This is a genomic window from Mycobacterium numidiamassiliense, from assembly GCF_900157365.1.
Classification (GTDB): domain Bacteria; phylum Actinomycetota; class Actinomycetes; order Mycobacteriales; family Mycobacteriaceae; genus Mycobacterium; species Mycobacterium numidiamassiliense.
The window spans coordinates 1,222,052-1,236,202 of sequence record NZ_FUEZ01000004.1 but is presented as its reverse complement, the minus strand read 5'-3'; the positions used below and the strand labels follow the sequence as shown (position 1 = coordinate 1,236,202).

The following is a 14,151-nucleotide window of genomic DNA, read 5'->3' as shown; positions in this document are numbered from 1 at the left end:
CTGTTTGCGGTAAGTCTGGGGTTAAAAGCCAAAGAGGGGTTTAGCGACAATGTCTGCAACGCAGCGATGTTCGATGTCAGCGTCGACGGTCGGCACCCCGTTCCTTAGCCAGTCGTCCGTTGGCTACGCTGCCGTCGGTGCGCGCGTCCGCCGGTCGACGTGGAGTTAGGTCCCCTCTGTGCAGGAGTCGAGCGTCCCCAACCCGAGCCCTTTGTGACGTCTTTGAGCAGCGGCACCGTCCGGTAGGGCAATGGCGTGGTCAACGCCAACGTCGTTGTGGAGTGAACTACCCCTGGTATCAACAGGATCTGCTCAATGAGCTCCTGCAACTCGGCCTGTGTCTGCGTCGCGACGCGGACCAGGAAGTCTTCGCGACCGGTCGTGGCGTGGACCTCTAGCACGTGAGGCATGGCGGCGAGAGCCGCGACGATCGACGCGAGTTGACCTTGCTGGATTTCGAGGCCAATGAATGCCTGGGTAGATATCCCCGCCCGGGCCAGATCGAGTTCGGGTCGATAACCGGAGAGCAAACCGCCCTCTTCCATCCGCTTGAGCCGCGACTGCACGGTGTTGCGGGAGATCCCTAGCTTCGATGCCAGCTCCACCACGCCGGCGCGCGCATCGCTAGTAAGCATCTCGAGCAATTCGGCATCAAGTCGATCGATGCTGACCAATTCACTCACCCCGAAACGTGACGAATGCCACTGGCTGACCATTCTGGATAGTTACTAGAACATTAGTTGACCTGATTCGCTATCAGAGCCAAAGTTAATGGTACATCCGAGTCACCTACCGGGTGGTGACAACCGAACCATTGGACGGTGAAACGCCATGACGACAACCCAGGCCGTCGAGTCGGTGGTCATCGACTCGACCCTCGCTGCCCGGTATCGCCCGCGCTCCGGTCCCGTGTTACTTACCGGTGTCCAGGCCATAGCACGGCAGTTGGCAGAGCAACACGAACGCGATGCCCGCGCGGGTCGGCGGGTTGCCACTTTTGTCTCGGGTTACCAGGGCAGCCCACTAGCCGGGCTGGACCAATTGCTGGCGAGCCTGCCTGAACTGGCGTTGGAACACGACGTGCGCCTGGTCCCCGGTGTGAATGAAGAGCTCGCCGCCACATCGGTGTGGGGAAGCCAGCTCGAACTGCCCACCGGTACCCGCTCCTACGACGGCGTCGTGGGCGTCTGGTACGGCAAGGGCCCCGGCCTAGACCGTGCCAGCGATGCGCTGCGCCACGCTGCCATGTACGGCGCGAACCTGGGCGGCGGGGCGCTAGCCCTGGTCGGTGATGACCCGGCCGCGAAATCTTCCAGCGTCCCCGCATCGAGTGAGCGCTCGCTGGCGGCACTGTCCATGCCGATCTTCTTTCCTCGCAATGCCGAAGAGATCGTCGCATTCGGCCTCTACGGCGTCGCGTTGTCCCGCGCATCGGGATGCTGGCCCGCGCTGAAGATCGTGGCCGACGTGGCCGACGGTGTGTGGACTCTGGACAGAGATTTCACCGACTTCGACATCACGGTTCCATCGATCGAGTGGGAGGGCCGGCCCTGGTCGTATCGGCAGCGCATACCTGCCGCACCACCGGACAGTGTGCTGGCCGAGGCCGATCTATACGGCCCCCGATGGGCGATGGTCGAGGCCTTCAACGCCGCCAACGAGATCGACACCATCGAGGTGGATCCGGCTCATGCGTGGCTCGGAATCGTGGCCGTTGGCACGGCGTACGACTCAGTCCGCGAAGCCCTTTCCGCCCTTGACCTGACTGAAGACGTCCTCGCGCGCAACGGAATTCGGATCCTGCGTGTCGGCATGCCCTACCCGCTGGGCGCCGAGAAAGTACGCCGTCTGGCCCGTGGCGTGGAGCAGGTGCTCGTCGTCGAAGACAAGACCGCGTTCGTCGAACTCCAGGTCAAGGACATCCTGTATGGGCGCAGCGATGCACCGCAGGTTCTGGGTAAACGCGGCCCCGACGGACGCACCCTGATTCCGCCGAACGGGCAATTGAGTGCCGCCCGTTTGACCGGCCCGCTACGCACGCTTCTCGAGGGACGAGTGGCCCTGGCCGCTCCGCCACCGCCGAGCCTCGAGTTGACCGTGCTGCCCACCGAGCGCACCGCCTACTTTTGCTCGGGCTGTCCGCACAACCGCTCCACGGCTGTCCTGGAAGGCTCGTTGGCCGGCGGCGGTATCGGGTGTCACACCCTGGTGACGATGTCTTCGCGCACCGACTCCCAGGTCACCGGGCTCACTCAGATGGGCGGCGAGGGCGCGCAGTGGATCGGCCAGTCCCCTTTCACCGATATCGAGCATATCTTCCAAAATGTCGGCGACGGAACGTATTTCCACTCCGGCCAGCTGGCGGTGCAAGCCTGCGTGGCCGCGGGAGTCAATATCACCTACAAGATCCTATACAACTCCGCGGTCGCGATGACCGGCGCACAAGAGGTCGAGGGTGGACTGACTGTGCCCGAGCTGACACACAAACTCGTCGCCGACGGTGTCACCAAGGTGATCGTTTGCGCCGATGAGCCCAAGCGGCACAAGGGGTCATTGTTCGCCAAAGGCGTTCTGGTCTGGGACCGTGATCGCCTCGACGAGGCGCAGCGACTCCTGCGGGACACCACGGGGGTCACCGCGCTGATCTACGACCAGCAGTGCGCGGCCGACGCCCGCCGCAAACGCAAGCGCGGCACGTTGCCCGAGCGCAGGACCCGCGTCGTGATCAACGAGGCGGTCTGCGAGGGCTGCGGCGACTGCGGCGTGAAAAGCAATTGCCTTTCGGTGCAACCGATCGAGACGGAGCTGGGGCGAAAAACGCAGATCGACCAGAGTACTTGCAACACGGACTACTCATGCCTGGACGGAAACTGCCCGTCGTTCGTCACAGTGGAACTTCCGCAATCACGCGCCGCAACGGCGCCACCGCAGGCTTTATCGCCGGCGACGGTCGGCGATCCGAAGCGAATCAACGTCACCGGTGTCTACAACATCTTTCTCGCCGGCATCGGCGGGACCGGGATTGTGACCGTCAACCAAGTGCTTGCGATGGCCGCTCTGCGCAACGGATTACACGTCGAAGGACTCGACCAGACCGGCCTAAGCCAGAAGGCGGGTCCGGTGACATCGCACCTGCGGCTGAGCAACGAAGCCGCCGCGTCGTCCAACCGCATCAGCCCGGCATCGGCCGACTGCGTTCTCGCGTTTGACCTTCTCACCGCCGTCGACGCAAACAATGTCAGCTACGGCAGCCCGGACCGCACGATCGCGGTCGCCTCGACCAGTCAGACCCCAACCGGCGACATGGTTTACAACAGTGCCCTAGACTATCCGGCCACCGACGCCCTGTTGTCCCGGCTCGATCTGCACACCCGTTCGCTGATTTCGTTCGACGCGCTCGGCGCCGCCGAGCGCCTGTTCGGCAGCACGACACCGGCCAACTTCCTGCTCGTCGGCGCTGCCTATCAGCTCGGCGCGATCCCCATTAGCGCCAAAGCGATCGAAGAGGCGATCGCCATCAATGGCGTCGCCGTGCAGGCCAATCAGACCGCGTTCCGGTGGGGACGCGTCGCGGTGGAGAGCCCCGAAGCCTTTCAGAGCGCCACCGCGCCGCCGGGACGGCCACCCCGTCGAAACGTCAAGACACCCAGCCACCTGCTCGACTCTTGCACGGTGCTGGGCACGACCCGCGACACACTGGCACGCCGCACCGCGGACCTTGTTGCCTACCAAGGCAATCGCACCGCGGCGCGGTTGGTCAACGTGGTAGAACAGGTGTGGGAACGGGAACGCGGCATCATCGATCGCACCGAACTCTCCGAGGCCGTGGTCACGTACTTCTTCAAGCTTCTCGCCTACAAGGACGAGTACGAGGTGGCGCGAATGCTCACCGACTCTGACTTCCGGCAATTCGTCCAACGTCAGGTCCCCGGCGGGGAAAAGCTCACCTACAAGCTGCATCCGCCGCTGCTCAAGGCACTCGGGCGCCGCAAGAAGATCAGCATGGGGCCCCGCACACACTTCACGTTGCGGCTGATGGCGAAGGGCAAGTCCCTCCGCGGCACGGTTCTCGACCCGTTTGGTCACACGCGCATACGGCGCCTGGAGCGTCGGCTCGCCGCGCATTACGAGTCCACCATCCTCGAACTCTTGTCGTCGCTTACCGCGGATTCCTACGACCGCGCAGTCGCGGTGGCCTCAGCACCCGACATGGTTCGCGGCTACGAGGAAGTAAAGATGGAAAACGTCGGGCGCTACGTCACCCGGCTGACTCAACTGGGAGTCGATACCTCGGCGCTGTCACTGTGAAGCCGCCCGGGTAGTCGAGCTACCCAGAAACCCCGGCCGGGGCCTATCGGCGATAGTCCAGTGGCCACATAGCGCCGCGCCATCGAAGCCCTCAGCGCGGACCGGATCCTGCTCGGCACTGACTATCGGGTGCTGCTGTCGCTTGAAAGCTCCCCCGACACCACGAACTACCTACGCGCGAACGACTTTGGGCCACCTACGATATCGGAGGTCATCAGGAACAACGCTGCGCAAATATTCGGCCCGCGCTTTGACCGGAAGGCTTAGACGCGAATCGGCAGATTCGGCGATGGTGGCGACGCGTGGTTCTGGGGACTCATCGACCCCGACACCCGACACCGTGCGCCGCATCGACGGCGACATCGACAGCTGGGCCGCTACACCAAAGGGCTCGGCGGGCTTGACCTATACAGCATGAAATCTCTGGACCGCACCACATCGGTCGGGCCGTAGATCGTCACACCGGCCGAGCTGAACGCCTCCCGCCAGCCAGAAGTCGACACTTTGTTGCGGGTCACCGGTGAACAGCGCCAGCACGACAACACCGGGGCGATGGCATGGCCTACGCCCGAACTGATCAGCTACGTCAATGAGGGCATCGAGTTGCGTTGCGGTGACCTGCTCTTCAGCGGGACGACCGCCGTAATAGCCTTGAGACAGTCGATTCCTGCAACCTCGAGATGCCGTCGAGACGGAAATCGAGCGTATCGGGATATTCCGCAATACCGTTGGGAGCACCTGAAGCCGCCAATCCTGCCCGCACAAGTGGGGCAGGTCACGCCGTCAATGTGGGTTTGCTCACATCGGGACGCGCCGGTCCCAGATAGTGAGGCGGCATAATCCATAATTGGACAAGTAGGACACCAAGTGATCAGGCTGTCCCAGTCAGTCACGAAAAGACGCATGGCTGCGCCAGTCCGTGGCTGAGTGGCTTGCTAACGAGGTGAAATGACACATGGCCGGAAGTGATCAGCGATCGGACAAGACCGTCGATAAAATCGTCGCTGGCACGATGGAGGCGATCACCCGACAAGGGACACACAAGCTTTCGGTGAGTGACATCTGCGAATCCTCTGGCGTCGCCCGCGGCACCTTCTACCGCTACTTCACCAGCAAAGACGATGTATTGGCCACGCTTTGCCGGCATTTCGAAGACGGGATCGCCGGCGCGTTCGCAGCTGCGATCGAGACCAACCCCGACCCTGCGGTCCGTGTCCAAGTGGTGTTGGACACCATCATCGCCAATCGCGCCGCCGGCGGGGATTTCGTCAGGATGCTCGATGTAGCACCCGATTTCACGTTGCGGTTCATTCGCGAGACATTTCCGAAACTCGTCGACGCGGTCACCGCGGCGTTGGGTCCGGCCGCCGACGAATCACCGCTGGTACTCAGTGAGATGTTAACGAAGCGCCAGCTCGGTGAGCTGTTCTTGCGCTGCGTCATGTCGATGCTGTTCCTGCCCGGTGGCCGCTCCGACGGAGTGCCCGCCATGATCACGTCGTTGTTTCGCGTCGCGCCGCCGGGCGCGACCACACAGCGAGCCAAGCGGAGGCCACGCGCGAAGGCCAGCTGACCTTTAGCGCGGTTAGCGGGGCGCCATCCGCAGCGCACCGTCAAGTCGTATCGTTTCCCGTTCAGCATCGGGTTTGCGACGATCTGGTCGGCAAGCATCGCGAATTCATCTGCGCCCAAGCCCACCAGGTCGTTGTCGCGGGGCGCTGCTGGCCCGGTAACCGCAACGACCTTGTGGTTGCCTGTCCACACCTTGACACAGGTGCTTGACGGCCGTGTCGTCGTCAAGTAGGGATGTTGCCCGTCGCCCGGATGGATCGCGATGACACGCGCATTTATCCACTTCAGGACGGGAATTGACAAGAACCGACGTTTATGTCAACTCCGCCCACATTCCGAGGACTGTGCGGCGGTGAAGTGCGCCACCAGTCCCGCGCGCCGCGCGCAGCTCGGGTCACCGTTGCCATGTCTGCCACCGCGACGGGTCGCCCCCTCAACATCGAGCGTCGACGCCGACCGGCGCCTTCGTGGCGTACGCCGCGAAGTCCGGCGTGCGTTTCTCGGCGAACGCCCGGGCACCTTCCTGCCCTTCGGGCGACTCGTAGAAGAGGTCGACCGCGGACAGCCCAAGGTTGCTCAGCCCCGCCTGATGATCGGTGTCGGCGTTGAACGACTGCTTGAGGAAGCGGATGGCCGTGGGGCTTAGCGCGGCGATCTCGGCCGCCCAGGACTTGGCCTCCTCGAGCAGCCGATCGGCTGGGACCACCGCGTTGACCAGACCCCAACGCTCGGCGGTTTCGGCGTCGTACTGCCGGCACAAAAACCAGATCTCGCGAGCCCGCTTCTCGCCGACCACCCGTGCGAGGAAGGCCGAGCCGAAACCCGCGTCGAACGACCCCACCCGCGGCCCCGCTTGACCGAACGTGGCGTTGCAGGACGCGATGCTGAGATCACACAAGACATGCAGTACGTGACCGCCTCCGATTGCGGCCCCGTTCACGGCGGCGATCACCGGTTTGGGGATGTCGCGAATCAGCTTGTGCAGGTAGCCGATTTCGAACAGTCCACTCTCGGTAGGGCCGTAATCACCGGTCTCCGCACGCTGCTTGACGTCACCACCTGCGCAGAACGCCTTGCCACCGGCGCCGGTCAGGATGACTGCGCGCACGGCGGTGTCGGCCCAGGCCGAACGAAAGGCTTTGATCAGTTCCTCGACCGTCTGGCCACGAAAAGCGTTGTAACGCTCGGGTCGATTGATGGTGATGACGGCGGTGGCGTTTTCCACCGAGTAGGTGATGTCGTCGTAATCGGGCATCGGCATTGCCTTTCGGTCGCGGATCAGTAGGAGGGCAGTACACAGTCGGCGGCCAACGCCTGCAGGCGGTTCTTGTCGACCTTCCCGCCGGGATTGATGGGAAGTTCGTCGACGATCAGCAGGTGTTCGGGGAACTTGAATTTCGCCAGACCGTGGTGGTCGAGGAACTCGGTGAGATCCGACAGAGTGGGCGGTTGGCCGCTGGCGACCACGACAGCACAAGCGCGTTCGCCTAGTCGCGCGTCGGGCACGGGGACAATCGCCACCGCCGCCACTGCATGGTGCTTGATCAGAACCGTTTCCACTTCGAAGGGAAAGATGTTCATGCCCCCGCGCAGGATCATGTCCTTGGCCCGCCCAACGATTCTGAGATATCCGGCATCGTCGAACTCGCCGAGATCTCCGGAGCGGTACCAGCCCTCGGCATCCCAGTTGGCCAGGTCGTAATCCGGCTGGTTCAAATATCCATAGGTGTTGTTGGCGCCGCGCCAGAACACCTCACCGGTCTGGCCCTGAGCCACCACGGCGCCGTCGGGCGCCCGCAACTGGACTTCCTCACCCTCGCAGACCCGGCCGACGGTGGTCCACCGGGCCCACTCGGGATCGTCGAGGGTTGTCATGGTCGGCACACCGCCGTCGGTGGTTCCGTAGACGTTGTGGACTTTGCACCCCATCCGTCGTTCGACCTCCTCGGCGACGCGGGGCGGCAGAGGTGCACCGGCGTTGTTGAATCGGGTGAATGCCGAGAGGTCGGCCGACTCCAGATCGAGGTCGAGCATCATGACCATCTGGGTCGGTATCGCGGTTGCGAAGGTGCACCGCTCGCGCGTGATCAGTTCCAGCGCCGGCTGCGGGCGCCAGTGCTCGAGCATCGCGCTTGTCGCACCGATCAGGAGCGGCATCAGGATCGCAAAGATGTAACCGGTGGATCCCTGCCCGGCCGGTGCGATCGCGGCTGCCACGTCCTCGCGGGTAAGCCCCAACGCCTGGGCGGTCTGGTGGACCAACAGCGTGATCATGTCGTTGCCGCTCCAGAGCGACGCCTTCGGCACGCCGGTGGTACCCGACGAGCACATGACGTGCGCCGGCTCATCGGGATCGGCACGCAGTCGGTGCGCGGTGGCTGCGTCCAGCGGTTCGGTGGCGCGGATCAGCGCTTCGAACCCGTCGGCGGCTCCCGTCCGGGCGTAGAGCACCTCGCACAGATCCGGGAGCGTCGCCCGCACGTCGTCGTGCAGCGCCCGGACGTCGATATCCCTATCGGATTCCACACCGATTAATACCTGCGCACTAATCGTGTCGAGCAGTGCGCCGACCTCCGCGCGGCGCCATCGGGTGGGCATGGCCACGATGTAAGCGCCGATGCGATTGGCCGCCAGGTGGACCAGGGGTAGCAGGCCGCAGGTCGGTAGCTGCACAGCAACCGGGTCACCCGGTTTTACGCCGAGGTGCAGGAGCAGATTGGCCGCCCGCCGGGTCAGATCCGCGAGCTCTGCGTAGGTCCAGCGCACATGGTCGTCGATCAGCGCCATTCGATCCGGGTCGCGGGCCACCTGCTCGTCGAACAGCTCAGGGAGTGTTTGGTCGCCCCAGATACCGGCTTGGCGGTACCTGTGCGCCTGCTCCTGGTCGTGCCAGCGGTGGATGACCTTGTTCTTCATCGGGTGAATCCGGGCGCCACCATCGTGTTTCGCAGTCGTCCCACACCCTCGACTTCGGTCTCGACGATGTCTGCGACCGCGAGGTAGCGAGGTGGCTTGCGGATGAAGCCGACGCCAGCCATGGTCCCGGTAAAGATCAGATCGCCGGGATAAAGCGTGCAGTACAGCGATAATTCGGCAACGATGTCCGGTACCGAGTAGATCATCCGCGCGGTGCGGGCGTGTTGCACCTGCTCACCGTTGAGCCAGCAGGTGATGCCGATGTCGTCAGGGTTGGGAAATTCATCCGGCGTCACGAGCCACGGTCCGGTCGGACCGAAGGCCGGGTACGACTTGGCCAGACCCCACTGGCTGGCGGCCATCTGCCGCTCGCGTTCCGAATAGTCCTGGCCCGCCATCACTCCGGCGACGTGATCCCAGGCGTCCTTCTTCGCCACGCGATGTGCTGCTGTCCCGATGACGACGACGAGTTCGGCTTCCCAGTCCACCGTGTCCTTGGGCAGCGGGACGTCGGCGTTCGGCCCGGTGATCGAGGAGGGGAACTTCGAGAAGACCTCCATCACCTCGGGCAGGGTGAAATCGGCCTCTGCGGCGTGGTCGGGATAGTTGGCTCCGATGGAGAACACTTGGCGCGGCCTTGGTGACGGCGCTCCGAGGCTCTGCTCGTCGATCGGGTCGGCGGGAAAATCGACCCCTGAGGAGGCCCAGCGCCGAAAGTCCGTCCACCGATCGTAGATGGCCGCCGGATCGGCCGAAAAACGACCGTTGCTGGCCTTCTGGACGTCGATGCCAGCGCCCTCGACGACCAACGTCAACCGGCCACCAACATTGGCTACACGCACCAGGATTCACCTCCGCGGCCGATTGGCCGATCGATTTGGGTCTTCACAGAATGAAGCTGACCTTTCCCTGCGGCCGCAGTTCCTCACAGTCCAGCGTGGCCCGGCGCTCTCGGATGCGGAAGCCGCCGTCCGCGGCCCGTACCAGCACATGGCGGTACTCACCGGTGAACAGGTGCGAGGCACCGCGCCGGTACCGGTAGACGGCGAAGTTCGAGAACACCTCGAAGCCGTTCGCGCCGTTGTCGTGGACGCGCACGTTGGTGATTAACCGGCGGGTGCGCGAGCGTGGTCGCTCGACGAAGGCCATCTCGCTTTCTAGGCGTTCCACCCTTCCCACAATCTGCGAGTAGGAGTCGGCGATGATGAAGACGGTCTTGTCGGGAGTGGTGGAATCGATTGCGTCCGTGGACGGAACGAGGTATGAACAGTCCTCGGTCAGCAGCTTCAACCATTCCGGCAGCTTCCAGGCATCCAGTAACTCGGCCTCGTGATACAGGAACGATTCCACTTCGTTCGCGGTGTCGCGGTCGACAGCGGTCGAGTGGGTAGACCCTGTCTCGGTCATGACTGCTTGGCCCCGGACATCGCGACCTCATCGGTCCCGACCAGGTCCTTCTGCCACTGACGCCAAAAACCACGCATCTGCTCTTCGTCGGTCATGCTCGGAACGTCCTTCCCCATTCCCTTGCAGACGATGTTCCACTCCGTGCCGCGCACGTGTCCGTAGGCTTCCTGGCAGGCTTCGATGACCTCGTTGTCGTCCGGCGTCGCGAAACCACCCGGCCCCAGGAATTCCAGATACCCCTGAATGCGGTGCTTGCGCAGTTCTGGGTCCTCGCCGACGGGGGCCAGGCACCAGGCCGTGACATCGGTGTGGTCTACGGCGACCGGGTCGAGCACCCGCAACTGCAGCGACGCGCCGTCGATGATCAAAAGGTTGGGGTAGATCAACATGTTCTTGAACGTCTGCCCCACGAGTTCGGCGGTTTCCTCGCCGAACTTGTCCACCAGCGCCGCGGCGATAGTGTGGACCCGCTGCTGGGCCTGCTCACTCATCACAGGTACAGGTTTGGCGACCGAGCGGCCGAAAGGCGCCTTGTAGCGCATCATTACGTGTCCGTTGCCCAGGCTCAGACCAACTCCGTCCAAGCCTCCGCTGAGGTCGTAGCCCCGGCTGTTGAGGTAGGCGAAATACGTCTTGTGCACCGGCATGCCGTGGTAGCCGTCGAGACTGTTTTCGACGATGAGCTTCCAGTTGCCGCCCATCCGGTAGATATGTGTTCCTTCGACCACTTCCATCTGCCCGGTCAGCGATTGGTCGATAATGGAATCCAGGTACGGCAGCACCGGAGCGAGGTAGTCGCGCAGCGGCTGGGCGTCACGGTTGAACGTGGCGAAGACGAAGTCCCGGTACACCTCAAACCTGGGCGAATCCAGGCCGAAGTTCGCGGGGTCGAAACTGGGCGGGAACGACGCGCGCTCGGCGACACCGATTAGCTCGCCCGAGTTCTTGTACGTCCACGCGTGATACAGGCAGCGGAATCGCTCGGCATTTCCCTTGGGCTCGCGACAGACTAGCGCACCACGGTGACGGCAGGTGTTGAAGAAGACCCGCAGCTCACCGGTGCTGTCCCGGCACATGATCAGCCGCTCGCCGACCACGGTTCGCGTGACAAAGTCACCCGGCCGAGCCACCTCGCTGGCGTGACCCACGTAGAGCCACTTACTGGCGAAGATGGTCTTCTGTTCGCGTTTCAGATGTTGCTCGTCGGTGAAGACCGATCGATGTACCCGGAAATCCACACCCGGGGTTTCGACGACCAGATCCTTGTATCCGTTGCCGGTCATGCGAGCGTCGACCCCCCATTCACGCCGACCACCTGACCGTTGATGAATCCCGCCTCATCGCCGGCGAGAAACTCGACGAGAGCGGCGACCTCACTCATCTCCGCGGGCCGGCCCATCGGGATCTGGGAGACGAAGCGCTGGGTCAGTTCGGGCTGCTCCCGCAGGAAGCGCTCGAATTCGGGCGATCGGACAGCCGGAGGCGCCACCACGTTGAAAGTCACACCCTGCTTGCCGAATTCGCGGGAAAGGCTGCCGGCCACCGCGTGCACGCCACCCTTGGCGGCGTTGTACATCGCATGGTCCTCAAGGCCGTTGCGCACCGAATCGGCGCCGATGAAGATCACCCGGCCCTTGCCGGCCTCGAGCATCACCGGGAGCGCGGCCAGCGTCGATCGCAGAGCCGACCACAGGTTGCGGTTGATGGTGGCCTGCAGGGTTTCCTCGGTGTGGCTGAGCGTCGGCCGGATGACGCCGCCGCCGGCGTTGTTGACCAGCACGTCGAGGCGACCGAAGACCGAGACCGCCTGTCGCACCATCTGTTCGGCTGCTTCCCGGGTGCTCAGGTCACCGACGCTGGTGATGACCGGCGCGGTGTGATCGCCCTCGAGCTTGGCGGCCAGTTTGGCCAGGCCTTCGTCGTTGGTGTCGGCCAGCACCAGCGATGCGCCCGCCGTGGCGAATCGCTCACTCAGCGCCGTCCCGATACCGCCCGCGGCACCGGTGACGATGACACACTTTCCGGTGAAGGCGCCCATCTCAGTTGCGTCCTGCCGCCTGGTAGACGCCGAAAACCTTGTTCGAGGTGAACAGATCGGTTTCGATTATCTTCATCCACTCGGGACGAACGCCGAGATAGTCGACCGCGCCGGCAAGGCAGAACCAGTTCAGCATCTCGTGTTGCCCGGCCTGCTCGACCTCCCCAAGGGTCACATCGCGCCAGGCGGCCGGTTTGTCACCGTTGAGCTGCGCGAACAGCTCCCGGTCCCGGGTCGTGTCCGGTAGCAGGAAGTGGCTCGCCTCGTTAAGGAAGGCGTGTGACCAGCTCGACGAGGCGACCAGGGCCACCCGTGATTTGCTCTGCAGGCAGATCTCGGCCACCGCCGCGCCGAGGTCGAAGCAGCGGGCCGGCGCGGGTGCCGGCGGGTCCAGTTCGGATATGTCCTTGGGCATGCTGCTCAGATAGGCCAAGCCACCCTTGTGTTTGACCAATCGGCGGCCGTAGCAGTTGAGGGAAAAGAACAACGACGCATATGGGAAGCCGTCACCGGCCCAGTCGAGGTAGCGCAACGTGTTCGCAAACGCGGCCGGCATCGGCCGGTCGGGCAGCGGCTGGTAGCTATAGGCGATATCGAAGCCGCGGCTTAGCAATTCGGTGGTGAGTTTCTTGCCGGCCCGGGCCGCGCCCTTGATCGGGTACGGCGTGTCTTCTGGCTCCCCCCAAGCATTCGGCCGGCCCTTGTAGAACGGCCGTTGCCACAGCTGCGTTTCCAGGTCGTCGAAAGCACATACCGCGAACGGCGGCACGCAGTCCTCATGGAACAACTCGTACTGATCGTCACCCCAGATCAGCACGACATCAGGGGCGAAGTCGTCGAGCGCGTCGCGCACCCGCTGAAAGTTCTGTCGCAGTTCTTCGCGGTGGGCTGCCGCCGCGGCCAGGCCGTTGTCGTCGCCCAGTTCGCGCACAAGCAGACTCGACAGGGCGGCTGGGTCGCGCCTCTCCTCCGGCAGCTCAGGATCCCTCAGCGCCCAACGGAATACGTCGGCCATTCGCTCGTCGGGCAGCGCCAGCGGCGGGAAATGTGTGGCACCTACAGCCAGTACAGCACCCATGGTTCGGTGATCCTCCTCGATCGCTGTTCAAGCCCTGCGCCTCAGTGCGGGACAGGATTCCGCTCCGCCCAAGGTTCGATGTGCGAGGGTCGAATCTAATGAATGAATTGTACTAATATTACACATGTTCTATCAAATGTTCGATTGAAGGGATTGCATTACCATTGTTGCTAACGAGCAGGTCTGTCGAGCCGAACGACGGAGCTCCAGAAAGGAAGGCCATATCGTGGCTACCAGGGCGACCACCGAGGCGAAGATATTCAACGGAGCCTTGCGCGCCCTCGCGCGTCAGGGTCCGAAGAAGCTGGCAATGAGCGACATCGCGGCCGAGGCTGGGGTATCGGGCGGCACGCTTTACCGATACTTCAAGAACAAGGAAGACCTGCTCGAGGCGCTCGGGGATCACTTCGTCATGAGGTTGCGCGGGGTGTTGCAGAGCGAAATCACGGAGCAGCCCGATCCGGCGGATCGCCTTCGCGTAGTCCTCGACGTCATGTTGCGCTACTGGCAGGAGAACCCGGCGACTGTCCAACTGGGACAACTCGAACCGGGTTTCGTGATCGACTACATCAAGCAGGTGACACCCCAGTTGTCCGCCGTTCTGCGTGACGAATTGGAGCCGGCACTCGCCGATAGTCCGGCGATCCGGCTCGGATTGGCGACGCACGAAGAAATCGTGGATCTTGTAGTGCGGATAGCTTTTTCGCATTACTTCATGCCCGCCAAGGACTATTCCGAACTGCGTGATCTGCTCGTCGCTCTCGGGGGTGCAGCAGGGCTGGAACCGAAGAAAGTCCGATCCAGGGCCGGCCGCAAGGCCGCGAGCTGACAG

The 14,151-nt window shown here is 63.5% G+C and carries 12 protein-coding genes; 4 read left to right on the top strand and 8 right to left on the bottom strand.

Going from position 1 to position 14,151, the window contains the following annotated elements; all coding sequences use genetic code 11:
• Positions 1–104: 104 nt before the first annotated feature.
• Positions 105–674, bottom strand: a complete 570-nt coding sequence (locus MNAB215_RS14560; protein WP_083743615.1) for an Lrp/AsnC family transcriptional regulator — start codon at positions 672–674, stop codon at positions 105–107.
• Between the two features lie 157 nt (positions 675–831).
• Between MNAB215_RS14560 and MNAB215_RS14555 the strand changes: the two genes are divergently transcribed.
• The 3 genes from MNAB215_RS14555 (at position 832) to MNAB215_RS14545 (ending at position 5,881) form a co-directional block, all read left to right on the top strand.
• Positions 832–4,308 (top strand): indolepyruvate ferredoxin oxidoreductase family protein, encoded by a 3,477-nt coding sequence (locus tag MNAB215_RS14555; protein ID WP_077079482.1) that lies wholly within the window; start codon positions 832–834, stop codon positions 4,306–4,308.
• Between the two features lie 453 nt (positions 4,309–4,761).
• Positions 4,762–5,148, top strand: coding sequence for a fumarylacetoacetate hydrolase family protein (locus MNAB215_RS30785; protein WP_083743401.1), 387 nt, complete (start codon positions 4,762–4,764; stop codon positions 5,146–5,148).
• A gap of 115 nt (positions 5,149–5,263) precedes the next feature.
• A complete protein-coding gene (locus MNAB215_RS14545; RefSeq protein WP_077079480.1) occupies positions 5,264–5,881 on the top strand; it encodes a TetR/AcrR family transcriptional regulator in 618 nt (205 codons plus the stop codon).
• Positions 5,882–6,313: 432 nt separating this feature from the next.
• Here MNAB215_RS14545 and MNAB215_RS14540 read toward each other — a convergent pair whose 3' ends face one another.
• Genes MNAB215_RS14540 through MNAB215_RS14510 form a run of 7 tightly spaced genes read right to left on the bottom strand, consistent with a single transcriptional unit; the run spans position 6,314 to position 13,319 of the window.
• On the bottom strand, positions 6,314–7,135 hold the full coding sequence (locus MNAB215_RS14540) for an enoyl-CoA hydratase-related protein (RefSeq protein WP_077082013.1): 822 nt from the start codon (positions 7,133–7,135) through the stop codon (positions 6,314–6,316).
• Between the two features lie 23 nt (positions 7,136–7,158).
• Positions 7,159–8,796: an AMP-binding protein gene (locus MNAB215_RS14535; protein WP_077079479.1), complete on the bottom strand. Its 1,638-nt coding sequence runs from the start codon at positions 8,794–8,796 to the stop codon at positions 7,159–7,161.
• Positions 8,793–9,638 (bottom strand): fumarylacetoacetate hydrolase family protein, encoded by an 846-nt coding sequence (locus MNAB215_RS14530; RefSeq protein WP_077079478.1) that lies wholly within the window; start codon positions 9,636–9,638, stop codon positions 8,793–8,795. The genes MNAB215_RS14535 and MNAB215_RS14530 overlap by 4 nt, the downstream gene beginning before the upstream one ends.
• 43 nt (positions 9,639–9,681) lie before the next feature.
• Entirely contained in the window at positions 9,682–10,203 is a 522-nt protein-coding gene (locus MNAB215_RS14525) for an aromatic-ring-hydroxylating dioxygenase subunit beta (protein ID WP_077079477.1), read from the bottom strand.
• Complete coding sequence (locus MNAB215_RS14520) at positions 10,200–11,486, bottom strand: aromatic ring-hydroxylating oxygenase subunit alpha (protein WP_077079476.1); 1,287 nt, start codon at positions 11,484–11,486, stop codon at positions 10,200–10,202. The genes MNAB215_RS14525 and MNAB215_RS14520 overlap by 4 nt, the downstream gene beginning before the upstream one ends.
• Positions 11,483–12,241, bottom strand: a complete 759-nt coding sequence (locus MNAB215_RS14515; protein WP_077079475.1) for an SDR family NAD(P)-dependent oxidoreductase — start codon at positions 12,239–12,241, stop codon at positions 11,483–11,485. Before MNAB215_RS14515 ends, MNAB215_RS14520 begins: the two co-directional genes overlap by 4 nt.
• A 1-nt stretch (position 12,242) precedes the next feature.
• A complete protein-coding gene (locus MNAB215_RS14510) occupies positions 12,243–13,319 on the bottom strand; it encodes a class III extradiol ring-cleavage dioxygenase family protein (RefSeq protein ID WP_077079474.1) in 1,077 nt (358 codons plus the stop codon).
• 226 nt (positions 13,320–13,545) lie between these two features.
• Here MNAB215_RS14510 and MNAB215_RS14505 point away from each other — a divergent pair, with 226 nt between their 5' ends.
• The gene (locus MNAB215_RS14505; RefSeq protein WP_245830316.1) at positions 13,546–14,148 is read left to right on the top strand and encodes a TetR/AcrR family transcriptional regulator; all 603 of its coding nucleotides are present in this window, start codon (positions 13,546–13,548) and stop codon (positions 14,146–14,148) included.
• Positions 14,149–14,151: the final 3 nt, after the last annotated feature.